Source organism: Streptomyces sp. ITFR-21 (assembly GCF_031844685.1).
GTDB lineage: Bacteria > Actinomycetota > Actinomycetes > Streptomycetales > Streptomycetaceae > Actinacidiphila.
This window is the reverse complement of sequence record NZ_CP134605.1, coordinates 6,652,373-6,677,500: the sequence shown is the minus strand read 5'-3', so window position 1 is coordinate 6,677,500 and position 25,128 is coordinate 6,652,373. Positions and strand designations below refer to the sequence as shown.

18 protein-coding genes (1 of these 18 running past the window's edge) are annotated in these 25,128 nt (G+C 74.7%); 5 read left to right on the top strand and 13 right to left on the bottom strand.

What is annotated here, in order from left to right:
- On the top strand, positions 1 to 1,434 hold the 3' portion of the coding sequence (ptsP, locus tag RLT57_RS29835) for a phosphoenolpyruvate--protein phosphotransferase (RefSeq protein WP_311300367.1). It extends 237 nt beyond the left edge of the window; the window shows 1,434 of its 1,671 coding nt (coding positions 238–1,671); the start codon falls outside the window, past its left edge; the stop codon is at positions 1,432 to 1,434.
- Positions 1,435 to 1,652: 218 nt separating this feature from the next.
- Here ptsP and RLT57_RS29830 read toward each other — a convergent pair whose 3' ends face one another.
- Positions 1,653 to 2,471 carry a hypothetical protein gene (locus RLT57_RS29830; protein ID WP_311300366.1) on the bottom strand — a complete coding sequence of 273 codons (819 nt, stop codon included), beginning with the start codon at positions 2,469 to 2,471 and terminating at the stop codon, positions 1,653 to 1,655.
- 473 nt (positions 2,472 to 2,944) lie between these two features.
- Between RLT57_RS29830 and RLT57_RS29825 the strand changes: the two genes are divergently transcribed.
- Positions 2,945 to 4,534 (top strand): cellulose binding domain-containing protein, encoded by a 1,590-nt coding sequence (locus RLT57_RS29825; protein ID WP_311300365.1) that lies wholly within the window; start codon positions 2,945 to 2,947, stop codon positions 4,532 to 4,534.
- A gap of 20 nt (positions 4,535 to 4,554) precedes the next feature.
- Here RLT57_RS29825 and RLT57_RS29820 read toward each other — a convergent pair whose 3' ends face one another.
- Entirely contained in the window at positions 4,555 to 6,588 is a 2,034-nt protein-coding gene (locus tag RLT57_RS29820; protein ID WP_311300364.1) for an acetoacetate--CoA ligase, read from the bottom strand.
- Positions 6,589 to 6,844: 256 nt separating this feature from the next.
- Between RLT57_RS29820 and RLT57_RS29815 the strand changes: the two genes are divergently transcribed.
- Positions 6,845 to 9,199, top strand: coding sequence for a glycoside hydrolase family 31 protein (locus tag RLT57_RS29815; RefSeq protein ID WP_311300363.1), 2,355 nt, complete (start codon positions 6,845 to 6,847; stop codon positions 9,197 to 9,199).
- Here RLT57_RS29815 and RLT57_RS29810 read toward each other — a convergent pair.
- From RLT57_RS29810 to RLT57_RS29790, 5 genes are read right to left on the bottom strand one after another with little or no spacing between them, the layout of a single operon-like run.
- Entirely contained in the window at positions 9,169 to 9,693 is a 525-nt protein-coding gene (locus RLT57_RS29810; protein ID WP_311300913.1) for an NUDIX hydrolase, read from the bottom strand. The two genes, RLT57_RS29815 and RLT57_RS29810, sit on opposite strands and share 31 nt — an antisense overlap.
- A gap of 13 nt (positions 9,694 to 9,706) precedes the next feature.
- Positions 9,707 to 10,996, bottom strand: a complete 1,290-nt coding sequence (locus RLT57_RS29805; RefSeq protein WP_311300362.1) for an adenylosuccinate synthetase — start codon at positions 10,994 to 10,996, stop codon at positions 9,707 to 9,709.
- 34 nt (positions 10,997 to 11,030) lie between these two features.
- Entirely contained in the window at positions 11,031 to 11,936 is a 906-nt protein-coding gene (locus tag RLT57_RS29800) for a hypothetical protein (RefSeq protein WP_311300361.1), read from the bottom strand.
- A gap of 29 nt (positions 11,937 to 11,965) precedes the next feature.
- Positions 11,966 to 12,991: a molecular chaperone DnaJ gene (locus RLT57_RS29795; RefSeq protein WP_311300360.1), complete on the bottom strand. Its 1,026-nt coding sequence runs from the start codon at positions 12,989 to 12,991 to the stop codon at positions 11,966 to 11,968.
- Complete coding sequence (locus tag RLT57_RS29790; protein WP_311300912.1) at positions 12,988 to 13,863, bottom strand: NUDIX hydrolase; 876 nt, start codon at positions 13,861 to 13,863, stop codon at positions 12,988 to 12,990. Before RLT57_RS29790 ends, RLT57_RS29795 begins: the two co-directional genes overlap by 4 nt.
- Before the next feature lie 194 nt (positions 13,864 to 14,057).
- Here RLT57_RS29790 and RLT57_RS29785 point away from each other — a divergent pair, with 194 nt between their 5' ends.
- Positions 14,058 to 14,411: a DUF962 domain-containing protein gene (locus RLT57_RS29785; protein WP_311300359.1), complete on the top strand. Its 354-nt coding sequence runs from the start codon at positions 14,058 to 14,060 to the stop codon at positions 14,409 to 14,411.
- 126 nt (positions 14,412 to 14,537) lie between these two features.
- Here the strand turns inward: RLT57_RS29785 and RLT57_RS29780 are convergent, their stop codons facing one another.
- The 4 genes from RLT57_RS29780 to RLT57_RS29765 all read right to left on the bottom strand — a co-directional run bounded on the left by RLT57_RS29780 (position 14,538) and on the right by RLT57_RS29765 (position 18,599).
- On the bottom strand, positions 14,538 to 15,149 hold the full coding sequence (locus tag RLT57_RS29780; protein WP_311300358.1) for a GTP-binding protein: 612 nt from the start codon (positions 15,147 to 15,149) through the stop codon (positions 14,538 to 14,540).
- 77 nt (positions 15,150 to 15,226) lie between these two features.
- Entirely contained in the window at positions 15,227 to 15,628 is a 402-nt protein-coding gene (locus tag RLT57_RS29775; protein ID WP_311300357.1) for a DUF742 domain-containing protein, read from the bottom strand.
- Between the two features lie 35 nt (positions 15,629 to 15,663).
- Entirely contained in the window at positions 15,664 to 16,083 is a 420-nt protein-coding gene (locus RLT57_RS29770; protein ID WP_311300356.1) for a roadblock/LC7 domain-containing protein, read from the bottom strand.
- Complete coding sequence (locus RLT57_RS29765) at positions 16,080 to 18,599, bottom strand: sensor histidine kinase (RefSeq protein ID WP_311300355.1); 2,520 nt, start codon at positions 18,597 to 18,599, stop codon at positions 16,080 to 16,082. Before RLT57_RS29765 ends, RLT57_RS29770 begins: the two co-directional genes overlap by 4 nt.
- 168 nt (positions 18,600 to 18,767) lie before the next feature.
- Here RLT57_RS29765 and RLT57_RS29760 point away from each other — a divergent pair, with 168 nt between their 5' ends.
- A complete protein-coding gene (locus RLT57_RS29760; RefSeq protein WP_311300354.1) occupies positions 18,768 to 19,172 on the top strand; it encodes a hypothetical protein in 405 nt (134 codons plus the stop codon).
- Positions 19,173 to 19,271: 99 nt separating this feature from the next.
- On the opposite strand, the gene RLT57_RS29755 is transcribed toward RLT57_RS29760, so the two are convergent.
- Positions 19,272 to 24,032: a hypothetical protein gene (locus RLT57_RS29755; RefSeq protein WP_311300353.1), complete on the bottom strand. Its 4,761-nt coding sequence runs from the start codon at positions 24,030 to 24,032 to the stop codon at positions 19,272 to 19,274.
- Positions 24,033 to 24,141: 109 nt separating this feature from the next.
- Positions 24,142 to 24,993, bottom strand: a complete 852-nt coding sequence (locus RLT57_RS29750; RefSeq protein ID WP_311300352.1) for a hypothetical protein — start codon at positions 24,991 to 24,993, stop codon at positions 24,142 to 24,144.
- Between the last annotated feature and the right edge of the window lie 135 nt (positions 24,994 to 25,128).

Below are 25,128 nucleotides of genomic sequence, written 5' to 3'. Positions count from 1 at the left end.
CAGGACCCGGAGCTGACGGCCGACGTGGAGCGCCGGATCGCGGCGGGGAGCAGCGCCGAGCGGGCGGTGTACGACGCCTTCGCCTCGTACCGGGCGTTGCTGGCGGCCGCGGGCGAGTACCTGGCCGGGCGGGTCGCGGACCTCGACGACGTACGGGACCGGATCGTGGCCCGGCTGCTGGGGGTGCCGATGCCGGGAGTGCCGGACAGCGACGAGCCGTACGTCCTGGTCGCACGGGATCTCGCGCCGGCCGACACGGCGCTGCTCGACCCTTCTCTTGTGCTCGGCTTCGTGACCGAGGAGGGCGGGCCGACCAGTCACAGTGCGATTCTGGCCCGTGCTCTGGGGGTGCCGGCGGTAGTCGCGCTGCCGGGGGCCACTGATCTGGCCGAGGGCACGGTCGTCGCGGTGGACGGCGGCTCGGGTGAGGTCTTCGTGGCGCCGAGCAGTACCAAGCGGAGCGAGCTGACCACCGCGGCGGCGGCTCGGAAGGCGGCGCTGGCGGGTTCCTCCGGGCCGGGGCGGACCGCGGACGGGCACAGGGTGCCGTTGCTGGCGAACGTGGGCGGGCCGGCCGACGTGCCGGCCGCGGTGGCGGCGGGCGCGGAGGGCGTCGGCCTGTTCCGTACCGAGTTCCTCTTCCTGGACGACTCGGTGCGGGCGCCTTCCGAGGAGAAGCAGTTCGCGGCCTACCGCGAGGTGCTCGCGGCCTTCCCCGAGGGCCGGGTGGTGGTCCGGGTGCTGGACGCGGGCGCGGACAAGCGGCTGGACTTCCTGACGCCGGCGGACGAGCCGAACCCGGCGCTCGGGGTGCGCGGGCTGCGCTCGCTGCTGGCACACCCGGATGTGCTGCGTACACAGTTGCGCGCGCTCGCGCGGGCGTCCGAGGGGCTCCCGGCGCGCTTGGAGGTCATGGCGCCGATGGTGGCGGATCGCCAGGACGCGAAGGCGTTCGCCGACGCCTGCCGTGCGGCGGGGCTCGCGGCGGAGTTCGGCGTGATGGTGGAGATCCCCTCGGCGGCGCTGCGGGCGCGGTCGGTGCTGCGGGAGGTGGGGTTCCTTTCGCTGGGCACCAACGACCTGGCGCAGTACACCTTCGCGGCGGACCGACAGGTGGGTGCGGTGGCGCGGTGGCAGGACCCGTGGCAGCCCGCGCTGCTCGACCTGGTGGCCTTCGCCGCCGAGGCGGCCATGGCCGAGGACAAGGGCTGCGGGGTCTGTGGCGAGGCGGCCGCGGATCCGCTCCTCGCGTGCGTGCTGGTCGGTCTCGGGATCTCCAGCCTTTCCATGGGGGCGGCGTCGATTCCCTACGTACGGGCGACGCTGGCCCGGCACACGCTGGCCCAGTGCGGACGTGCCGCCACCGCCGCGCGGGCGGCCGACCGCGCGGCGGACGCCCGCCAGGCCGCGCAGGCCGCGCTGTCGGCCGCCTAGCCGGGCCACGAACCCCGGCCTGCGCACGGCCGCGAGAACGCAGGACGCGGGCCGCAACCGGAGAGCAGCCGAGGCGGGGGGACCCACCGAGACCGGGAGGGGCCGGAGGGGTGTCCGGAATGGTGACGTGTATGTGTGGGCCCCAGGGCCCGTAAGCATACGATTTCGGACCCCCACCCCCGCAGGGCCCTCGCCCCCCGACCCGGCTCCCGCCCGCTTCAGCCCGGCGACCGCAACCGCAGCCCCGCCCGGTACCGCACCCCGTGCTCCGGCGGTACCGGCTCCCCGGTCTCCGGATCCGTGCAGTACGCGCTGAACACCTCGGCCTCGGTCAGCGGACGCGGCCCGCCCTCCCGCAGCGACCAGCCCCGCACCGTTTCCGTGCCGTCCGGGTCCGTGGTGCGGACGACCAGGCCGCCCGGGTACGCGGAGACCTCGCCCGCGGCCATGACCGTGCAGACCACCAGCGCGTCGGCTTCGGCGAGGCGCACCGCGCCGTCCGGCTTGGCGTCGATCTGCACGGCTGCCAGCAGCGGCGGACCGTCCGGGGTGGACAGGCTGCACACGATGTGGTGCCCGCCTGGCCCCACCGCCTCGACGATCCTCAGGAGCGTGTCCGAGGCACGGTCGAAGGCGCAGTGGGCGCGGTCCCGGCCGCAGTCGGCGCAGGGACCCGCGTCCGTCAGGACGTCGGAGGCACGCTCGCGGGTGGCGCGGCGGTCGGCCTCCCTGGCCAGGTGGGAGCGGAGCAGCGGCATCGGCTGGCGCGTGTAGCGGACGGCGGGGCCGGTGACCGCGACCTCGGCGACGTAGCAGGTGCGGGTGTCCGGGGAGGCCGGCGGTCTGCGGGTGCTGTCGCAGTAGTGGTCGTAGGCGTCGGGGTCGAAGAGAGTGACCACGACGTGGGCGCCCTGGGCGTGCAGGCTGCGCAGCAGCCCGTCCAGGTGGTGCAGATAGCCCTCGTAGTCGTCGAACGGGAAGCTCCGCCGATCGGCCGTTCGAGTGAAGTCCGCCTCGTCCAGCAACAGCCCGACCACGACGGGCGCTTCCCGTCGCAGGGCGCGCCGGTGCCGCCCGCGGCCTGCCGGCCGAAGGCGCCGCTCCCCCCTGCGTCCGCCGCTGCCCCCGCTCGCGCCGCTGCTGCCGCTCCGGCTTCTGCCTCTGCTGCTTCTGCTTCTGCTTCTGCTGCTTCTGCTGCTGCTCGCGATCCCGCCCTCGGTCCCGCTTCCGCCTTTGGCCCTGCTCCCGGTCTCGGAGACCTCTTCCGCTCCGGGCGTACTCCTGCTCTCGGACATGCTTCCCCCTCGGTTTCGGGGCCCTGTGCCCCACTGTCTCCACTCGCTCACCCACCGTAACCGCCCCCACTGACAACGCCTCTCCCGTCATCCCGCCGAGGCCGGTGCGACTGACGCGCCGTCAGGGGCGAAGAGGCGGACCCCTTGACGGCGGCAGCGCAGGTCAAGTATTCAGATCCCGGGCGGCATTGGTACAGACCAAATGGGAGTCCGGTATGCGAAGATCCCTCACGCTTCTGCTCGCGCTCTTCGGCACGCTCGTCCTGTTCTCCACTCCCCCCGCCTCCGCGGCCGGCGGAATCAGCGCCACCTTCGCCAAGACCTCGGACTGGGGCACCGGCTACCAGGCCCAGTACACGGTCCACAACGGCAGCAGCGCGACGACCAGCACCTGGAAGGTCGAGTTCGACCTGCCGTCCGGCACCACCGTCGGCAGCTACTGGGACGCGCTGCTCACCCAGAGCGGCACGCACTTCACCTTCACCAACCGGGACTACAACGGGACGCTCGCCCCGGGCGCCTCCGCCGTCTTCGGCTGGGTCAGCTCCGGCGCCGGCGTCCCGGCCAACTGTGAGCTCAACGGCGCTTCCTGCGACGCGGGCGGCGGCAGCGGAGGCGGCGGCGACACCACGGCCCCCTCGGTGCCGACCGGTGTCTTGGTGGGGTCGGCGACCAGCTCCTCGCTGACCGTGCACTGGAACGCAGCCACCGACAACTCCGGCTCGGTGGCGGGTTACGAGGTCTCCCGCAACGGCGGCGCCCCCGCCGCCGTGACCGGCACCTCGTACACCGCGACCGGTCTCACCGCGTCCACCTCGTACTCCTTCCAAGTGAGGGCGAAGGACGCCGCGGGCAACACCTCGGCGTACAGCGCGGCCGTCTCCGGCAGCACCGCGGCCGGCAGCGGCGGGGGCGGCACCACCACCCCCGGTTTGGTCCGCACCGCCCCGTACGTCGACATGGGCGCCTGGCCGACGCCCAGCCTGACCGCGATGTCCCAGGCGAGCGGGGTGAAGGACTTCACACTCGGATTCGTCACCTCGGCCGGCTGCAAGGCTTCGTGGTTCAACGCCTACGACCCGCGCGCGGCCTGGGCCAAGGACCAGATCGACGCGATCAGGGCGGCCGGCGGAGACGTGAAGGTCTCCTTCGGCGGTGCCAGCGGCATCGAGCTGGCCCAGGCCTGCTCCTCGGTGGACGCGCTCTACACCGAGTACGCGGCCGTGGTCGACGCGTACAACCTCACCTACGTCGACTTCGACATCGAGGGGGCGGCCGTCGCGGAGCCCGCGTCGATCGCCCTGCGCTCGCAGGCCCTCGCCAGGCTCCAGCAGACCCACCCGAGCCTGCGGATCTCGCTCACCTTGCCGGTGCTGCCCAACGGGCTGACCTCGGACGGGCTGAACGTGGTCACGTCGGCGAAGAACGCGGGCGTCAACCTCGACATGGTGAACGCGATGGCCATGGACTACTACCAGAGCGTCGACTACGGCGACGCGGCGGTCCAGGCGGCGAACGCCGTGTTCAGCCAGCTCACGTCGCTCTACCCGGGCAGGACCGACGCCCAGGTGTGGGCGATGGTCGGGGTGACGCCGATGCTCGGCCAGAACGACGACGGGCACGTCTACGACCAGTCCGACGCCCGCCAGCTCGTCTCCTTCGCGCAGGGCAAGCACCTGGGCATGCTCTCGTTCTGGGAGGAAGGCCGGGACGCCAACGCGTGCAGCGGCGCGCTCTACAAGTGCACCAACATCGCGCAGGCGCCGTACGAGTTCTCGAAGATCTTCGCGGCGTACACGGGCTGACGCCCGGCTGAGGGACCCTGCTACGGGCGGCTCGCGCGTTCGGCGGCGAGCCGCTCGTAGAAGCGGAGCACCGTGAGGTCGTCCACCGAGCCGGGATTGACGGTGCTGTCGAGTCCGGCGCCCTGGAACAGCCTCTTGACCGGGACCTCGATGCGTTTGCCGGTGAGGGTGTGCGGGATCCCGGGTGCCGCGATGATCTCGTCGGGGACGTGGCGCGGGGAGAGTTCGCCGCGGATGGCGGCGCGGACGCGGTCCCGCAGCGCGTCGTCCAGTTCGGCGCCGTCGGCGAGTCGCACGAACAGCGGCATCCAGTAGCCGCCGTCCGGTTCCTCGACGCCGATGACGAGCGACTCGCGGATCTCCGGGAGGCGTTCGACGACCTCGTAGATGTCCGCGGAGCCCATCCGGACGCCCTGGCGGTTGAGGGTGGAGTCCGAGCGGCCGTGGATGACGACGGTGCCGCGCGAGGTGAGGGTGATCCAGTCGCCGTGCCGCCACACGCCGGGGTACGTCGCGAAGTAGCTCTCCCGGTAGCGGACGCCGCCGGGGTCGTTCCAGAACCGGACCGGCATGGAGGGCATCGGATTGGTGACGACGAGTTCGCCGACCTCGTCGAGGAGCGGGCGGCCCCGCTCGTCCCATGCCTGCAGGTCGGTGCCGAGGCACGGGGCCTGCAGCTCTCCGACGTACACGGGCAGGGTCGGTACACCGCCGGCGAAGCAGCTGCACACGTCGGTGCCGCCGCTGACCGAGGCGATCCACAGGTCCTGCCGCACCTCGTCGTGCAGCCAGCGGAAGCCGTCGGGCGGCAGCGGTGAGCCGGTGGTGGCGACGCAGCCGACCGCGGACAGGTCGAAGTCCCGCCCGGGGTGGATCCCGGCCTTGCGGCAGGCGATGACGTAGGCGGCGGAGGTGCCGAGGACAGTGGCGCCGGTCCGTTCGGCGACCCGCCACTGCGCGGCGGTGTCCGGGAAGCCGGGGCTGCCGTCGTAGAGCACCACGGTGGCGCCCGCGAGCAGCCCGGCGACCAGAAAGTTCCACATCATCCAGCCGGTGGAGGTGTACCAGAAGAAGCGGTCGCCGGGGCCGAGGTCGAGGTGGAGGCCGGTCTGCTTGAGGTGTTCCAGCAGGATGCCGCCCTGGGACTGGACGATGGCCTTGGGCAGGCCGGTGGTGCCGGAGGAGTACAGGACCCACAGCGGGTGGTCGAACTCGACCTGTTCGTAGGCCGGTTCGGGGTCGCCGGCGGTCAGGGCGGCCCAGTCCAGGGCACCTTCGGGGGCCGGGGTGCCGAGCAGCGGGACGTGCACGGTGGCCCGCAGCGAGGGGAGCGCGGCGCGCAGTTCGGCGACGGTGCCGGTGCGGTCGTGGGTCCTGCCGGCGTAGCGGTAGCCGTCGACGGTGAACAGCACCACCGGTTCCACCTGCTGGAAGCGGTCCAGGACGCCGCGGGCGCCGAAGTCGGGGGCGCAGGAGGTATATACGGCGCCGACGGCCGCGGCGGCCAGGAGCGCGACGACGGCCTGCGGGATGTTCGGCAGGTAGCCGCTGACCCGGTCGCCGGGCGCGACGCCGAGGCGGCGCAGGGCGGCGGCCAGGGCGGCGACCTGGCGGGCGAGTTCGGCCCAGGTGACGGTGCCGGTCCGCTGCCGTTCGTCCAGGTGCAGCAGGGCGGGGGTGGCGGCCCTGGCCGGGTCGAGCGCGGGCCGCAGGGCGTGTTCGGCGTAGTTGAGGCGGGCGCCGGGGAACCAGGCGGCGCCAGGCATCGCCGGGTCGGCGAGCACCGCCCGGTAGGGGTTGCTGAAGCGGACGTCGTACCACTCGGCGACCGCGCGCCAGAACGCCTCCGGCTCACGGACCGACCAGGAGTGCAGGGCGGCGTAGTCGGCGCCGGGGCGGCCCGGCCGCGCGGCGGGGGCGCCGTGGAGGCCCGCGGCCCAGTGGTGGAAGCGGGTGAGCTGCGCGCGGGCGATCCGCTCAAGTCCCGGCGTCCACAGCGGCCGCGGTCCGGCCGCGGTCTGCGGGGTGGCGGCGGGCTCGGGCGTGGTGGTCATCTGGCGGCTCCCGGACGGTACGCGTCGTCGCGTGGGTGTTCGGTCCCGGACGGGGGTCTCCCGTTTCGGGCGGCTGTGCAGGACGATGCCATGTGATCGTCTCCGACGCCAGGGCGGGAGGACGTCGGCCCGGCCGGTGCCCGTGGGGCTGTTGGGACGGTCGTGTGACGCGCGTCGACGATCCTGGCGGCCCCCTGCCGGTGAACTCCGGCTGAACGGGCGGCACCCGAGGCGGTTTGGATGAAAGGTTTGGCCCATGAATGCTCGGGACCTGCTGCAGTCGGTCCGGATGGCGGGTTCCGCCGACGGCCGGCGCGCCGTCCGCTCGGCGTGGCGGCGGCAGCGGATCGACACGCGCGACCTTCCCCGGCAGGGGCCGGAGCGGGCCAGGGTGCCGGGGGAGGCGCTGGACGCCGAGCCGATGCCGGGCGGCGGTGTGGTCCGCTTCAGCCGCTCGCGGCTGCGGGTGCGGGTGGCGGTGGGCGGGGCGGTGTTCTGCGGCTGGGACGGCGCGGCGCCCGAGCCGTCGTACGCGCTGGCCGGCGAGGGGGCCGGGCCGCCGGCGGACGGCCGGGCGGTGCTGGAGCCGGACAAGGACGGCTGGCGGGTGGTCTCGGAGCGCGCCACCGTACTGATCTCGCGGCAGGGCGCGGTGGAGATCCGCACCCCGGGCGGCCTGTTGCTGCGCCGCGAGCTGCCGCCGCGCTGGTGGGATCCGACCGGGCAGCCCGACGGCAGCGGCACCCGCTGGGCGCAGCGCTCCGAGGTCGCGGCGGACGCGCGGGTGTTCGGGCTCGGCGGCCGGCCGGGCGGTCCGCGGCTGCCCGCGGGGTCGTACCGGCTGTGGAACACCGATCCGGGCGGCTCGTTCGGGCCGGGCGACGACCCGCTGTACATCACCATGCCGGTGCAGCTGGTGGTCGCGGACGCCGGCTGCCATCTGATCTTCCACGACAGCACCTGGGACGGCCGGGTGACGCTGCGGGACGGCGAGGAGGGCGCAGGCTCGGGCCATGACCGGCCGGGCGGTTGCGAGGTGCGGATGGACGGCGGCCCGCTGCGCTACTGGGTGATCGCGGGGACGCCGGCCCGGGTTCTGGCCGGGTGGACGGCGCTGACCGGACGGCCGGCGCTGCCGCCGCGCTGGGCGCTGGGCCACCACCACTCGCGCTGGGGCTTCGGCAGCGGGCAGGAGGTGCGGCGGGTCGTCGCCGGCTACCGCGAGCACGGGCTGCCACTGTCGGTGGTGCATCTGGACATAGACCACTTCGACGGCCACCGGGTGTTCACCGTCGACCGGCGGAACTTTCCCGACCTGCCGGACCTGGCGGCCGAGTTGGCCGCACAGGGGGTGCGGCTGGTGTCGATCGTGGACCCGGCGGTGAAGGCGGAGCCGGGTCTGGCCGCGTACGACGGGGGCGTGGCGGTGGACGCCTTCGTCAGGGACGCCCGCGGCGAGCAGGTGCGGGGGGTGGTGTGGCCGGGTGAGGCGGTGTTCCCCGACTTCACCGACCCGGGGGCGCGGACCTGGTGGGGCGGGTTGTACGCGGAGCGCCTGGCGCAGGGGTTCGCGGGGGTGTGGCACGACATGAACGAGCCGGTGTCCTTCGCGCCGTTCGGCGATCCGACGCTGCCGCGGTCCGCCCGGCACGCGCTGGAGGGCCGCGGCGGGGACCACCGCGAGGCGCACAACGTGTACGCGCTGGGGATGGCCCGCGCCGGGTACGAGGGGCTGCGCCGGCTGCGGCCCGAGCAGCGGCCGTTCCTGTTCTCCCGCTCCGGGTGGGCGGGTATGCAGCGATACGGCGGCAGTTGGTCGGGGGACGTGGCGACCGGCTGGGAGGGGCTGCGGGCGTCGCTGGCGCTGGTGCTGGGCCTGGGGTTGTGCGGGGTTCCGTACTCGGGTCCTGACGTGGGCGGTTTCACCGGTACGCCGTCGCCGGAGCTGTATCTGCGGTGGTTCCAGATGGGCGCGTATCTGCCGTTCTTCCGCACCCACTCGGCGATCTTCGGCGGGCGGCGCGAGCCGTGGGAGTTCGGCGCGGAGGTGCTGGGCCACGCCCGGGAGTCGCTGGCCGGGCGGATGCGCCTGCTGCCGTACCTGGAGACACTCTCCCACGTCGCGCGCAGTACCGGCGCCCCATACGTTCGGCCGCTGTGGTGGGGCTCGCCGGGGGACCGGGCGCTGCGGGAGTGCGGGGACGCGTTCCTGCTGGGCGACGCGCTGCTGGTGGCGCCGGTGATGAGGCCGGGGTCGGTGGCGCGGGAGATCCGGCTGCCGCGCGGGCGCTGGTACGACACCGCGAGCGGGGCGGCCTACCGCGGTCGCGGGCAGGTGCGGCTGGACGCGCCGCTGGCGCGTATCCCGGTGCTGGCCAAGGCGGGGTCGATACTGCCGGTGGCCGGGGCGGACGGCGAGGTCGAGCTGGAGGTGTGGGCGCCGGCCGAGGGGCGTACCGGGAGCGGGGTGGTGTTCACCGGGGACCCGGAGGGGTGGGGTGCGCCGCGGATGGAGCGGTTCGTGTCCCGCTGGGTGGACGGCGAGGTGGTGGTGGAGCGCGACGGCGGCGGGGAGCCCGGCTACCGGGTGCGGGTGCGGGGGGCGGCGTAGTCCCCGGCGAACCAGCGGCGTACGGCCTCGGTGTGCAGTTCGAAGCCCAGTTCGGCGGGTTCGGCGAGGAGTCGGTGGCCGTCGGTCTCGTCGGTGGGCCTGGACGGGGGGAGTTCGGCGGCGTCGCGCACCGGCAGCAGCCCGAAGAGCAGCAGGTAGCCGCCGGGGCTGTCGGTGAGGGCGTCGGCGAGGACCACGTCGGCGGCGGACGCGGCGATGCCGGTCTCCTCCGCCAGCTCGCGGACGACCGCCTCCTGCCAGCTCTCGCCGAAGTCGATGAAGCCGCCGGGCAGGGCGAGCCGGCCGAGCCGGGGCTGGATGGCGCGGCGGATGACGACCAGTCCGGTGCCGTCCGTGCCGCGGACGGGCAGCAGGGCCACCGCGACCGGCAGCGGGTTGCGGTAGGCGACCGTCGCGCAGGAGGGGCAGGTGCGGGGCCAGTCGGCGCCGGCCGGGAACGGCGCTCCGCAGGCGGAGCAGTGGGAGTCCTTCAGCACGGGGTGGACCCTATCCGATCGGACCCGGCCCGGCGACGGCCGCGGCGGACCGCAGCGTCTGCCGGGCGGGTCCGGCGGATTCCAGCAGTACGGGGGCACCGAGCAGTGCGGTGATGGCCTCGCTCCACCGCCGGGGGTCGCGGCCCGGGGTGTCCCACAGCGCGGGCCGGGCTCTGAGCAGCCGGCCGGTGAGCTCGGCCTGGCGGACGAGGTCGCCGGGCGGCCCGGCCGGCAGGTGTTCCACCAGCTGTCCGTCGATGCCGTAGGCGCGGCAGATCCGCAGGCCGCGGCTGCGGGTGGGGGCGTCGAGATGGGTGACGGCCAGGGCGTCCACTCCTCCGCAGACCTCGACCGCGTAGCGGTGGGCGACGGCGTCGAAGTGGCCGACGCGGAAGGCGCCCTGCCAGCGGCCGTGGTCGTTGTGCGGCTCCGGCAGCAGGGGGACGAGCTCGGGATCCTCGGTGACCAGCGGGCCGGGGCCGTGCCGGGTGGTGTAGGTGCGGACGACGCCGATGCGCAGCGCCCCGTCGGGGGCGCCCGCTTCGGCGAGCAGGGTCTCGGCGTTGTCGAAGGTGGTGGTGGACCAGGTGGTGTACGGGTGGAAGCCGTGCCACTCGTCGAGCAGCGCGCCCTGGGCGCCCTCGAAGACCAACGGGCCCCGGCGGACCAGGCGGTGGAAGTCCCGCTGGTCGGTGAGGGTGACCGCGCGGGCGAAGGCGGCGTACACCTCGGCGCAGGTCTCCACCGGCGGTGCGGGCAGCGGACCCAGCTCGTCGGTGAGCCGGTCGCGCAGCAGGCGCAGTCGGCGCAGCAGGCGTGGCCGGTCGGCGCAGTCGCCCGCGGTGGGCGCGTTTTCGGGGTGGGCGAGGGCGTAGGCGGTGGTCTCGCCCACGCCCATGCCGCAGGAGCCGTGCCGGGCGCCACCGCGGGCCTGTTCGCGCAGCCGGTTGGCGGCGGCGTGGTAGGGGGTGGTCAGCAGCGCCCGGCGGTCGACGCTCAGCAGGGCGTACGGGTCGGGTACGCCGAGGCTCCGCAGGTGGTCGGCCTCGGCGGTGAGGGCCAGCGGGTCGACGCGGGTGAAGCGGGACAGGTGGGTGGGGACGCCGTGCAGGGTGCCGGCGCCGAACTGGGCGAAGGTGTGGTGGCGGCCGTCGGCGGTCACGACGTTGTGCGCGGCCTGGGCGCCGCCGTTGAAGCGGACCACGGCGGCGACCTCGCGGCCGGCGGTGCGGCACAGGTGGCTGACCGTCGCGCCCTTGCCGGCGTCGCCGAACCCGAGGTCGACCACGAGCTTGTGCATGCGCGTTCCTTCCGGGATGCCGGTGCGCGGCGGCCTACCGGAGGGCCCTGGCGACGGAGTCGACCGCCGCGGAGCCGATGTCGCGCAGGTCGGCGAGCCCCTGGGCGAGGTCGATCGCCTCCTCGCCGAGGCCGACGGTGAGGGCGATGGTCTCGCAGACCGCGTCGAGGTCGTCGAGTTCGATGACGTTCTGGCCGAGGAGCCCCCGCCACGCGCTCAGGACCTCGCGGTTGCCGGCGTAGGAGGTGCCGGCCGGCAGGATGTAGAAGACGTGGAATTTGCGCTGGAGTTCGGCGAGGATCTCCTGCACGGGGATGTCGCGGGGGATCTTCTCGCCGAGGACGTCGCGGACCTCGCGGGCCTTGACCTTGCCGTAGGGCAGCTCGTCGCCGATGAGGAAGAGGTAGCCGCGCCGGCCGCGCTTCTCGTGGCAGTCCAGGGCGGTGTGCCGGGCCATGGCGTAGAGCGCGAGTTCGTAGGACTCGGTCATCTGGCCGCCGCCTCCGCCCTCCAGCAGGATGTTGCCGAGGTCGTCGTCCATCCGGTTGTCGGACTCGAACTGGCCGAGCTGGAGCGGGACGCGGTCGCAGGTGGCGTCGCCGACCGCGCCGAACAGGATCTGCGGGTGCTCGACGTAGCCCTTGCGGAGCAGCAGTCCGAACAGGTCGGGGAGTCGGGTCTGCAGCACCCGGGGGACGCCGCCCATCGAGCCGGTGACGTCGAAGAGCACGGAGATGGCGAGCGAGGTGGGGTGCTCGGCGGAGTCGCGGCTCTCCCGGACGGTCAGGCCGTGCGGGTCGAGGCTCTGGTGGGCGCGCCAGCTGTTGCGGGGCGCCGAGTTGGTGACGCGGTCGCTGTAGGCGAAGGCGCCGGTGCCGGAGGCGGCACGGTAGCGCGTGGCGGCGTCGTAGACGTCGGTGGACCAGTTTCCGCTGCCCATGGTGGATTCCCCCTGGGTGAATGGTGGGTTCAGATGTCAGGTGCGGTCGGCACGGTGAACGGGCGGAAGGTGCGCGGCCCGTAAAGCCGGTCGAGGAGTTCGTCGAGTTCGGCGAGCAGTCCCCAGGCGTCCTGGGGGCGGCTGGTCTGCCGCGGCAGCGTGCAGCCGCGCAGGAAGGCCCGCAGCGGCGGCGGCGCCTGGGGGCCCATCAGTTCCGCGACGCAGGAGGAGGCGAGGTGGATGTCGGTGGCCGCCGAGGCCGGTGCGCGGTCGTGGATCTCCGGTGGGTAGCGGTCGCGGTACCGGTCGACGATGACGGGTACGTGGGTGCCGGTGGCGGTCGCGTAGCACCAGTCGGCGAGCACCAGGCCGTGCAGCCCGGGGTGGATGAGGACGTGCTCGGGGAAGACCGCGCCGTGCACCAGGCGGGCGCGGTGGATCCAGCCGAGCGCGGTCAGCAGCCGCCGCCATATCCAGGCGGCGTCGCGCGGGTCCAGCCCGCCGGGATGGGCGGCGGCGACCTGGGCGAGGGTGTGGAAGCCGGTGAGGGGTTCGAGGACGTTGATTACGCGTTCGGTGCCGTCGGCGGCGCGGTCCCGGAGGCTTTCGACCAGGGTCGGCGCGTAGGCGCGGTGGCGGGGCTCGCCGACGGTGTCGAGGCGGGTGAGGACCGCGGCCTCATGGGCCATCAGGTCGTTGTCACGCGGTCGCCGCGGGATCTTGAGCACGGCTTCGCGGTGGTGGCCGTCGTGCTGGTAGTGGGCGGTGCGCACGGTGGTGAGGTCGCCGGCGGCCAGGGCCGGGCCGAGGACGTAGGCGTGGCGGGGGGAGGTGAGGACCGGCAGGTCGGCGGACCGGGCCTGCCAGGCGCGGCTGAGCCGGGCGAAGGCGGCGGCGGCCTGGTCGGTGCGGCCGGGCGGCGCGGTGGCGGGGTCCAGCAGGCGGGCGAGCCGGCGGTGGTGCCGGAACGCCGCGTCGGCGTCGGCGGGGAAGCCGGCCGGCAGGGCGGCCAGTGCGTCGTCGAAGCTGCGGATCGGTCCGCGGACGGCGGTCATCGGATGGCCGCCTCCCGGTCGGGGCGCAGCAGCGGCGGGTGCAGCAAGGTGGCGTCGCCCGCGCGGTAGAGGCGGGCCCGGGGACCGCCTCTACTGCCCGGGCGGGCGTCGGTCCCGCCGGTGGACTCCACGAAGCCGGGCACCGAGAGCACCTTGCGGTGGAAGTTGCCGGCGTGCAGCGGCGCGCCCCACACCGTCTCGTAGACGGCCCGCAACTCGGTGATGGTGAAGCTCTCGGGGAGGAACGCGGTGGCCAGCGGGGTGTACTCGATCTTGGCACGGGCGCGTTCCAGGCCGTCGGCGAGGATGTCCCGGTGGTCGAAGGCCAGCCGGGTGCCACCGGGCAGCGTGGGCAGGGGCCGGCGGCCGGCACCACCCCCGTGGGCCCCGGGCCGCCGACCCTGTTCGATGGGACGCGGACCCGCCGTCCCCGGTTGCCCACCGGAGGACATCGCTTCCACCGGGAGCCAGGCGGCGCCGACCGCGTCGCTCCCGGCCTCGGCGTCGGGCAGGCCGGGGGCGAAGGCGAGGTAGGCCACCGACACCACGTGCATCCGCGGGTCGCGGTCGGGGCGGCCGTAGGAGCCGAGCTGTTCGAGGTGGACCCGGCCGAGCGTGGACGCCTCCAGGCCGGTCTCCTCGGCGAGTTCGCGGGTGGCGGCCTCGTCCAGCGACTCGCGGCCGGCCCGGACGAAGCCGCCGGGCAGTGCCCACTCCCCCGCGTACGGCGGCCCGCCGCGCCGCACCGACAGCACGTGCAGCCGGTCGGCGCGCAGGGTCAGCGCCACCACGTCCACGGTGACGGCGATGGGGTCGAAGGCCCGCGGGTCGTACGCGGCGAGGAACTCCCGCTCGGTCCGCCGCGCGTCCATCCCGTCCGCCCCGTCCACCGTGACCTCCTTCATGCCGTCCGGTACCGCCTGCCGCGGGTACCGGACCGGCCGTCCGGTCCGCCCGGACGGCTCAGCTCACCCGACGAGTTGTTCTCGCTCTGAGTATTTCTCAGAACGAGAAGAACTTAGCACGGACTCCTGACAGCGTCCAGGGGCAGCGCTACCGTGCGGGCATGGCGAAGCAGACGTTCGACTCGTTCGAGGAGTTCTGGCCCTACTACGTGGCGATGCACTCCAAGGCGGCGACCCGCTGGATCCATCTGGGCGGCACCCTCACCGGGCTCGCCGTCACCGCCTACGGGCTGGCCCGGGGCCGCCGCCGGTACGCCGCGGCGCTGCCGCTGATCGGCTACGGCACGGCCTGGCCCGCGCACTTCCTGATCGAGGGCAACAACCCGGCTTCGTTCGGGCACCCGGCGTGGTCGCTGCGCGGCGACGTGAAGATGATCACCACCATGCTGGCCGGCCGGGACGCGGAACTCGCCGAGACCGCCGCCAAGTGGCTCGCGGAGCACGGCGGTTCGTGAGACCGGGCCCGGGGCGGGGCCGATCACGGCCGGCGCCCGGCGCGGAACACCGCGGCTCAGGGCCGGCGCCGGCCGGTCGCGGACGCCGGCGGGGCCGTGTCGGTCCCACCGGCCGTCCGGGGCGGGTCAGTTGGCGGCCGGCTCGCGGCGCTCGGCGGCCAGCTGCGCCGCGTGCTCGACCACACTGATCAGCACGTTCTTGGCGGACTCGCGCTCCCGCGCGTCGCACAGCACCACCGGCACCCCGCTGTCCAGGTCGAGTGCCTCGCGGACGTTGTCGGGGTCGTGCAGTTCGGCGCCGTCGAAGCAGTTGACGGCGACGGTGAACGGGATCCCCCGGCGCTCGAAGTAGTCGACGGCGGCGAAGCAGTCCTGGAGCCGGCGGGTGTCGGCCAGCACCACCGCGCCCAGCGCGCCCTGCGCCAACTCGTCCCACAGGAACCAGAACCGGTCCTGGCCCGGCGTACCGAACAGGTACAGCACCAGGTTCTCGCGGAGCGTGATCCGGCCGAAGTCCATCGCGACGGTCGTGGTGCGCTTGGACTCCACGCCGTCGGTGCGGTCCACCGGGCGGCCCAGCTCGCTCAGCGTCTCCTCGGTGCGCAGCGGCCGGATCTCGCTGACGGCGCCCACCAGGGTGGTCTTGCCGACGCCGAAGCCGCCCGCCACCAGCAGCTTGAGTGCCACCGGTTCGACGGCGGACGGCTTGGAGCGTGGTTCCGTGCGGGCGACGGCCATGGTCTCTTCTCTACTTCCCTGTCGGTTGCGTCCCTGGCGGGGGTGCGGAAAAAGCGGCGGCGGCTTCGGCCGACGCGTCACAGTGCGCGCAGACCGTTGATCACCTCGCGCAGGATTCTCTCGTCCGGCAGCTCGGCCGGCGGCACCGGCTTGTGGATGTGCACGTGCTCGGCCTCCAGCAGATCACCGACGAGGACCCGTACCACCCCGACCGGCAGGTCGAGGTCGGCGGCGAGTTCGGCCACCGAGGTGGCCTGTACCTGGCAGCGCTCAACGATGTCCAGGTGCTCCGGCGACAGGCTGTGGTCGTCCAGCGCCCTGTCGTCGCCGTCGTCACCGACCGGACTCCCGCTCACCACGAGGGCGATCAGGTCGATCTTCACCTCGGCCGCGTGGCTGGTACGCCCGCGCGTCATCGCGTACGGCCGTACCACCGGCCCGGCCGCGTCGTCGTACCAGCGGTCCGATTCTGAACTCATGACACCCCCGTCACCCGTCCGTCAGCTCATCACGGTCAGCCGCTGAGCGCTGTGCCGTCGTGCCGGGGCAGGGAACCCAGATGGGCGCCGACCCGCTTGACCAGGAGGGCCATCTCGTACGCGACCTGGCCGACGTCGGAGTCCGCGTCGCTGAGCACGGCCAGACAGCTGCCGTCGCCCGCGGAGGTCACGAACAGGAACGCCTCGTCCAGCTCCACCATGGTCTGCCGGACGCCGCCGGCGCCGAAGTGCCGGCCGACGCCCTTGGCCAGGCTGTGGAAGCCGGAGGCGACGGCCGCCAGGTGCTCGGAGTCCTCACGGGTGAGTTCCTCCGAGGCACCGATGGCCAGACCGTCCCCGGACAGGACCAGGGCCTTGCGAATGCTGGCCACCCGGGTGACCAGATCGTCAAGGAGCCAGCTCAGCTCGCGTGTCGGGCTCGATGGTGCGGTCATCGACCGTTCCCCTCAGGTGTCGTTCTCGGTACCGATGTGTCGTCGGACTCCGCGTCGGCGAGCTCCCGGCCGCGCCGCCAGCCACGCTGGATCGACGCCATCCGATCACGTATCTCGTCCGCGGACCGCTCTTTGATCCCTTCCGGGTGAGCCGCCGCGCTCGGCGGCGGGGTGGCCAGTTGCGGTGCGAGGTTGGCCTGCCGGACCCGGCGCGGCAGCACGGTGCCGGCGCCCTCCGCGGCCGGCGGGGGCTGCTGCGCGGGAGGTGCGGACCGCACCGGCTGGACCGGCGGCAGCGGCTGCGGGGCGGAGTCGGGCGCGGGACGGCCGCCCGGCTTGGCACCGCCGCCGACCGGCCTGCCGTGGTCCGAGATCAGCACCGGCGCGCCGCGTGAGCGGCGCCGCGGCAGCGGCACCGGATCGTCGAGGTCCGGATCGGCGAAGCCGGGTTCGTCGCCCGGCAGCCCGTCCGGACCGTCCGGGTGGGCGGCGTGCTCCTTGTGGGGCTCGCCGCCGCCCCCGTCCAGACCCCACTGGCGGAAGGTGTGCTCGGTGTCACCGGCCGGCCGCGGGCGCCGGGGGTCGGCCCCGTCGCCGATCCGGGTGGCGCCGGTGTCGTCGCCGGTCTCGGTCAGCAGCGCGGCCGGGACCAGTACCACGGCGGTGGTGCCGCCGTACGGCGACTGCCGCAGCGAGACCCGGACACCGTGCCGCTGGGCGAGCCGGCTGACGACGAACAGGCCGAGCCGGTCGGTGTCGGACAGCTCGAACTCGGGTGTCTCGGCCAGCCGCAGGTTCGCTTCGAGCAGCGCGTCGGGGGTCAGCCCGAGACCACGGTCGTCGATCTCCAGCACGAAGCCGTTGGCGACCGGTTCGCCGTGCAGCCGCACCTGGGTGTGCGGCGGGGAGAACACCGCCGCGTTCTCGATGAGTTCGGCGAGCAGGTGGGTGAGGTCGGCGACCGCGGCGCCGCTGACCGCCAGCCGGGGCAGGCGGCGTACCTCGATCCGCTCGTAGTCCTCCACCTCGGCGACCGCGGCGCGGACCACGTCCATCAGCTGCACCGGCTTGCGCCACTGCCGGGAGGGTGCGGCGCCGGAGAGGATGACCAGGCCCTCGGCGTGCCGCCGCATACGGGTGGTCATGTGGTCGAGCCGGAAGAGGTCGGCGAGCTCCTCGGCGTTCTCGGTACGGCGTTCCATCGCGTCGAGCAGGGTGAGCTGCCGGTGCAGCAGGACCTGGCTGCGGCGGGCGAGGTTGACGAAGACGTCGGAGACGCCCTTGCGCATGTCGGACTGGCGGACGGCGGCCTCGACCGCGGTGCGCTGCAGGGTGTTGAGCGCCTTGCCCACCTGGCCGACCTCGTCGTCGGCGTACTGCAGGCGGGGCACCTCGGTCTCGACGTCGACCTGTTCGCCCGCGGCCAGTCGGCGCATGACGCGCGGCAGGCGGGTGCCGGAGACCTCCTGGGCCTCGCGGCGCAGCTCGGTCAGGTCGCGGATCAGGCTGCGGCCGATGCGTACCGAGACGAAGATGGAGGCGATCACCGCGATCAGGCCGAGGCCGCCGGCGATCGCCGCCTCGACGATCGCGGAGGTGGACAGCGGTCCGTTCTGCTTGCTGAAGGTCGCCCTGGAGGCGCCGTTGAGCTTGCCGAGGTCGTCGAAGACGTCGCCGGCCAGGGTGGGCCACTGCAGATGCGCGGCGACGACGGGGGCGTCGTCCGGGCCGGCCGCGATCACGTCGTCCTGGACCTTGCGCAGCGTCTTGCCGTTGCCGCTCTGCCAGTACGCCTGGTAGGGGGCGCGCAGGTCCTCGTCGACGACGTGGAGGTTGTCGTCGTAGTAGTTGCGCTCGTTGGCCACCGCGAAGGCGAAGGAGGTCAGTTCGGGTGCGCTGGTGTGGCCGCTGCTGATGGCGACGGTCATCAGGGCGTCCTCGCGGCTGACCTCCTCGCGGGCGCGCATCAGGTCGACGCCCGCGCGGCGCTGGGCGTCCCGGGCGCTGTCGGTCAGCGGGTCGAGCGTCTCGAACAGGTCGTAGGCGGGGTCGAGCAGCGCGTTGTACGCGTCATAGGTGTCGCTGCGGGTGATGTGCTGGTTGTCCACCCGCTGCCGCAGGGACGCGACGCCCTCGACGGTGTTGAGGAGGATGTCCAGGTTCGCGCGGGAACGGCTGTCGAGTTCGCGGCGGACCCGCGAGGCGACGATCTTGGTGCGCAGCGCGGCCACCGCGGAGTCGGTGGCTTGTTCCTGCTTGTTGAAGGCGATCCTGGCCTGTGAGTCGCGGGGGTTGGCGACGTAGATCAGGGCGACTTTGCGCTCCTGCTGGAGGCCGCTGACGACCGCCTGGGCTGGATAGGTGACGTTGTCGGTGACCAGCTGGAAGTCGGGGCGGCCGAAGACCGCCCGGCCGGTGAGGATGGCGGCGAAGGCCCAGATGGCGGTCAGTGACACCAGTGGGATCAGCAGCAGCGCCACGATCTTCCGGCGGATCGTCGTACCGCGAAAGCGCATGGCCTCCCCAACGTCTATCCCCGCATTGGGGGTCCTCTGTCGCGTTTAAACGGCGTGAGCCTACTACTGCATATGGGGTAACTCGAAAGGCCGACCGGCAGGTTGGGGCGGTCTGGCCGGAAACGTACCGCTGGAATGCACTGCGTTTTTTCGGGGCAGGGACTGTGCATGGACGTCGAGAGCCAGTCGGTGTGGGAGGAAGAGGCGGTCGGCACGGCGCGGCTGCCCGATCCGGTACGGACGGCCGCGGTGCGGGCGGTGCTGATCGTGTCGTTGGCGCTGATCGAGGCGGTGATCGAGGTGCTGCTGGCGCTCGGTCACTCCTGGCTGAGTGCGCCGATGATGCTGTTCACCGTGCTGACGTGCGTGGTGGCCACCTGGTCGGTGCTCGATGTGTGGGTCACCCGGCAGGTGTGGAACCAGCGCAACGGGGTGGTGTCGAGCCCGAGCAGCGCGGCGCGGGCGCTGCGCAGGGAGCGGCGCAGGGCCCGGCGGACCGCGCGGCTGGCGGCCCGGCAGCGCGCCGGCCGCCGTCGGCATCACCTGCGCATACCCAGGCCGCACAGCGCCTGACCGGTACCGCGCGGCCTGTCCCCGCTCCGTTCCGCCGGCCTGTTCCCCCTCCGCTCCCCCTTCCGCGCGGCCTGCCGCCGGAGCAGGCCGCCGCGGCCGTCAGGTCCCCGTGGAACCGGCGGCCGCCGGTTCCACGGGGCGGCGGAACATCCGGGTGGCGGTGATCTCGCCGTGCACCGGCTCCCCGTGCGGATCGGGCACCGGCAGGCCGGGCCGCAGGTGCTCCTCCACGCTGATGTACTTCAGCCCCGCCCGCAGGTCCGCGTCGTTGCGCAGCCGGACCACCAGCGGGAACTCCGCGAGCGCGGTGGTGTCGAACAGACCGGTGGTGTAGATGAGCTGCACCCCGAGCGCGTCCGCGACCGCCCGCTGGAGTTCCAGCAGGTACGTGGCGTTGGCCCGGCCGATCGGGTTGTCCAGGAAGAGAGTGCCGGCGTGCCGCTGCCGGTCCCGGCCGCGGTCGTTGCTGCGCAGCGCGGCCATGGTGCAGTAGAGCGCGATGGCGGCGGTGAGCAGCTGGCCGCCGGAGAAGACGTCGCCCATCTGTCCGACCGGCACCCGCTCGGCCCGCAGCACCGCGTCCGGCTTGAGGATCTCCACCGCGATGCCCCGCGGTTCCAGGGCGGCGGCGACCGCGCGCAGCAGCAGCGTCATGCCGTCCCGTCGCAGGTCGGAGTTCTTGCGGACCGCGGCGCGGGTCGCCTCGTCGATGACCTCGCCGAGGCGTTCGGCCAGCACGGACTGGTCGGGGTCCTCGAAGCGGATGCGCAGGAACTCCTGCCCGGACCACTCGCCCAGCCCCTCCGGGAGGCGGGAAAGGCGCTGGGCGGACCGCAGGGTGGTCAGTGAGGACTCCACCAGGCCGCGCAGCCGGTCCACGATGCTGTCCCGGTTGCGCTCCAACTGGCCCAGCTCGTCGGTGAGCACCCGCAGCCGGGGGGCGAAGGCCGCGGCCCAGGCGGCGGCGTGGTCCGGCAGCGCGGCGGCTGGCAGCTCCCTGATCTGCTGGCGGGCCGGGGTGCGGACCTGCTCGTAGCGGACCGCGTTGGCGTGCCGGATCAGTACGTCGGCGGCCTCGCGCAGCTGGGTGTCGGCGGCGGACAGGTCGGCGGCGCAGCCGCGCAGACCGCGCCGGGCCTCGGCGGCGGCCTGCCGGGCCTCGTCCAGGCCGCCCGGGTACGGTTCCGGTTCGTCCTCCTCGGCCGTGCTCTGCGGGCCGTCCCGGAGCAGGTCGCGCAGCATCGCGGCGGTCTCGTCGAAGCCGCCGGCCGCGTCCTCGGCGGCCCGGTGGGCGCGGACCACGTCGGCGTGCGCGGCGCCGGCCTGCTCCAGCGCGTCGCTGCGGGCGGCGAGTTCGCCGTTCGCGGCCCGCAGCAGCTCCTGGGCGTGGTCGGCGTCGCGCGGTCGCAGCTCCTCGGGCAGCTCGGTGTGGTGGCCGCCGCCGGCCGGGGCGAGCCGCTCGGCCTCGCCGCGCAGCCGGCCGAGGCGTTCGCTGGCGCCGGCCTGGCGCGACTCCAGGGTCTGGACCAGCTGCTCGGCGCGGGCGGCGGCGGCCTGCCGGGAGGGGCCGTCGGCGCCGTCCGGGCCTTCGAGGAGCCGGGCGGCGCGGCTGCGGACCTTGTTGGTGAGGCGTTCCAGTTCGGCGAGGGCGGCGTTCCCGGTGCTCTCCGCGCGGGCCTGCTCGGCCCGCAGGTCGGCGCCGACGCCGACCTTCTCGTAGACCTGGGACGCCGCCCGGTACGCCTCGCGCAGGGCGGGAAGCGACGCGGCGGCCGGCGCCGCGGACGCGGTGTCGGCGCCGTCCTCGGGGGCGCCGGCGATCTCGGCCCGTTCGGCGCGCAGCACCCGGGCGGTACGGCGGGCGTCGTCGGACCCGCGCTGGGCGGCTCTGCGGTCCTCGTCGGCGGCGCGGGCCGCGGCCAGGTGGGCTTCGGCGCGGGCCTCGGCCTCGGCGGCGTCGGCGGCCAGTTCTCGGCTCCTGCGCTGCCAGCCGGCGCGCTCGCGCAGCCGGTGGGCGAGTCCGGCGAGGGCGTCGGCCCGGCGGCGGGCCCGCTCGGCGGCCGACCGGCGGGCGTCGGACTCACCCTCGGCCTCGGTCGCCGCCGCCTCGGCCTCGGCGCGCTCCTCGCGTACCGCGGCGAGTTCGGTACGGGTCCGGTCGGCACTTTCCTTGGCCGCGGCCACGTCGCCGGCCAGTTCGCCGAGGCGGCCCCGCGGGCAGGCGGCCCGCCAGGAGGCGAGGCGGGCGGCGAGGGTCCGGTCGTGGGCGAGGCGGGCGGCCAGCGACCGGATCTCATCCTCCCGGGCGGTGGCCCGGTCGCGCAGCTCCCGCCGCTCCCCGTCGGCGGCCATCTCGTCGTGCATCGCCGGGTTGGGCGGTACCAGGAAGACGTCGGGCGCGGCGCCTGCGGCCGGCGGCGCGAGCAGCGCGGCGGCGGTGCCGACGGCCACGGTCGACCTCGGCAGCAGCGCGGCCTGGCCCAGGACGTCCTTGGCCCGCGCGTAGGTGTCCGGGTCGGTCACCACGACCCCGTCGACCAGCTCGGGGTGGGCCGCCAGCACCACGGCGTGGTCCACCGGGTCGACGGCCTGCGCGAGGTAGCGCCAGCCGGGCAGCGCGGGAATGCCGTGCTCGCCCAGGTACTCCACGGTCGCCAGCACGTCGGGCCCCGGGGGCAGCAGCCCGCCGTCGCCGAGGGCCCCGAGGATGCGGGCGTCGTCGGCGGCGGCCGTCCGCAGCTCGAAGAGCTGGCGTTCGGCGGCGCCCACCGCGTCGTCCAGCAGCTCCCGAAGGCCGTCGGCGGAGCGGTCCAGCTGCGCCGCGGTCAGCGGGGTGTGGCCGTCGGGTCCGGCGGCGGCCCGGGGCGGCCCGGCGGGGGCGCCGGGTTCGGCGTCCCCGGCGTCCTCGGCGTCCGGGGTGCTCCTGTTCCGGGCGGCGGCGTCCGCGGCGGCGTCCGCGGCGGCGGCGCCGGGCCGGGCCGGGGCGGAGCGGGCCGCCGGGGCGGTCGCGGCCGGGGCGGGCAGACCGAGGAGGGCGGTGAGGCGGGGGTCGGCGGCGAGGGCCGCGGCCGCGACGGTGGCCGCGGCGTGCGCGGAGTCGGCGGCGGCCAGGGCGTCGGCGGCGCGGGCCGCGGCGAGTTCCGCGCGGGCCTCGGCGGAGGCGGCCTCCCGAGCGCGGGCGGCGGCCGTGGTGGCGGCCCCGGCGGCGGCACGGGCCGCTGCCTCGGCGGCCTTCTCGGCGTCGGCGGCGGCCAGTGCCGCCCTGGCCGGGTCGGCGTCCGGCGCGGAGTCGTCCAGCCAGCCGGCCCGCACCGCCTCGGCGGTCTCCTGCTCGACCTCGCCGAGCCGCTGTCCGAGGTGCTCGCTCTCACTGCGGGCCCGCTGGGCCTCGGTGGCAGCGGCGGTCGCGTCGCGGTGGGCGGTCTCGGCGAGGCGCTGGAGTCCGGCCGACCGCTCCTCCTCCGCGTCCGCCTGCTCCTCGGCGCGGGCGGCCGCGGCCTGCAGCGCGCGTACGAGGTCGCCGGCCGCCTTCGTGCGGGCCGCCAGCGCGGGCGCGGCGTCGCGTTCGGCCTCGCGGATGGCGGCGGTGACCCGCTCCAGGCGGTCGCCGGCCGCGCGGTGCCGCAGTACCGTCTCGGCGGTCTGCCAGGCGGCGTGCAGGGTGCGGGCGTCGCCGAGTTCGCGGCGCAGCGCGGCGGCGTCCTTGTCGGCCGCGGCCAGCGCCAGCGAGGCGTGCCGGTAGGCGAGTTCGGCCGCGGTCAGGCCGCTGCCGCGGCGGGCCCGCTCGGCGTCGGTGACGGCGTGCGCCGCGCGGGCCGTGTGCTGGGCCAGTTCGGCGGCCCGCTCGCGTTCCTGCCGGCCGCGTGCCGACAGCTGCCGGGCCAGGGCGCGGGTGCGGCGTTCGGACCGGGCGTGCACGGCGCGGGACCGCTCGCGGGTCGCGGCGGCGCCGACGATGCGCTCCAGCAGGTCCAGCGAGCCGGCGGTGAAGTCGCGTTCCGCGGTCAGCTCGGCGCGGCGGCCCAGCTTCCCGGCGAAGCCGTGCACCAGGTCGGCCAGGCCGTCGGTGTCGCGGGTGTCGGTGACGGCGCGCAGCAGCAGGTCGGTGAAGTCGGAGTCCTTCTTGACCGCGAAGAGGCCGGCGGCCTCGCCCTCGTCGGCGTTCATCTCCCGCTGGTAGCGGAAGAGCTCGGGGTCGAGTCCGAGGTCGCCGAGGTGTTCGTTCCAGCGGTCGTGGACCTCCTCCCAGACCACCTCCAGGTGCGGGTACGCCTTTCCGGCCTCGGTCACCGCGTCCCGGAAGCCCTTCATGGTGCGGCGCCGGCCGCGGGCCCCGGATGCGCCCTCGGCGCGCGGCCGTACCGCGGTGGCCTCGGCGACCGGCAGCGCGTCCAGGCCGAGCCCGGGGCCGGGCCGGAAGGAGTACCACGCCTCGGCGAACTTCCGCGGGTCGGGGGAGACCTGGCGGCCCCGCCACTCGCTGACCTTGCCGACGACGACGAGTTCGCCGGTGAGGGTGTGCTGCCACTCCAGGGCGACGTGGCCGCAGTCCTCGGCCAGCAGGAACTTGCGCAGTACGCCGGAGCTGGCGCCGCCCAGGGTGTTGCGGTGGCCGGGCAGCATCACCGAGAAGATCAGCTTGAGCAGGACGGACTTGCCGCCGCCGTTCTCCAGGAAGAGCACGCCCGCGGGGGCCGGGCGGCGCGGCGGTCCGGACGGCTCGTCGGCGAAGAACTCGCCCTGGGCGGGGGCGGGTCGCGGCACGGGTTCGCCGACGCCCCGCAGATCGAGCACGGTGTCGGCGTAGCGCGCGCCGGCCGGCCCGATGGAGTAGAGGCGGATGCGGGAAAGCTCGTACATGCGGCGGACTCTCGTAGGGTCGTCGAAGGGGGGCGGCGGACCCGGTGACGGGTTCGCCCGGCGGCGGACTCGGTGCGTGGGGCGGTCGTGGATCAGTATCGGGCGTGGATCAGTACTGGGCGTGGAAGGGCAGCCCGGCGTCGACGGCCAGGTCGCCCTCGTCGTCGAAGGCGGCCGGGACGAGGGTGGCGGTGCCGTCCCCGACGGGGACCAGTCCGAGGTCGAGGAGTTCGGCCATGGCGGCGCCGCCGGCCATGTCGCGGATTTGCACCTGGTAGCGGGCGGTGGTGCGGTAGGTGCCGCCCGACTCGTCGCCGGTGCGCTGCAGGAAGCCGGAGTCGACCAGGAAGGCCACCGCCTTGCCGACGATGCCGGTGGTGGAACTCGCCAGCCGCCGGGCGTCCTTGGTGGCCCCGGTGGCGCTGCGGCGGGTCCAGACCCGCCAGGCCGCCTCCAGGCCGGGGGCGTCGCTGGCCGGGTCGGTGTTCTCGCCGGACTCGTCGGCGCGCTCCTCCAGCCGGCGGCACGCCTGGCGGACGAACGCGTCCACGCCGTGCACGGTGATCCGGCCGATGTAGCCGTCGTCGGCGAGGTCCTCCGGGCGCGGGAAGGCGAGGGCGGCGGCGGCCAGGTGTGCCAGGCCGTGCAGGAACCGGTCCCCGGCGTCGGAGGCGGCGCGCCGGGCGTAGTCCCCCATCCGCACGGCGAACACGGAGTCCTCACCGGCGGCCACCGCCATCCCGGCGCGCGGCGACACCTCCAGCACGACCAGTCCCAGACCGGTCGCCACCGCGTCCGCCAGCCTCCCGAACGCGGGCTCCTCCCGGTACCGCCGGATCAGCTCCCCGTACTCCGCGTCCCGCGCCGGGGCCAGCTTCGGCTGCAGTCCGAACCCGACCAGCCGCGCGGCGTCGGCGACGTCCCCCGCGGTGACCGCGCCGCTCTCCCGGCCCTCACTCACCTGGCACCCTCCTCACGAACCGCGGCCTTCCGGCCCCGCACTCCCGCGAATTCCTGGTCGAAGACGGCTCGCGGGCAGACGTCCCCTCGCCACCGCCGGCTTCCGCACCCGCCGCCGGGCCCGGTCCGCGCCCGG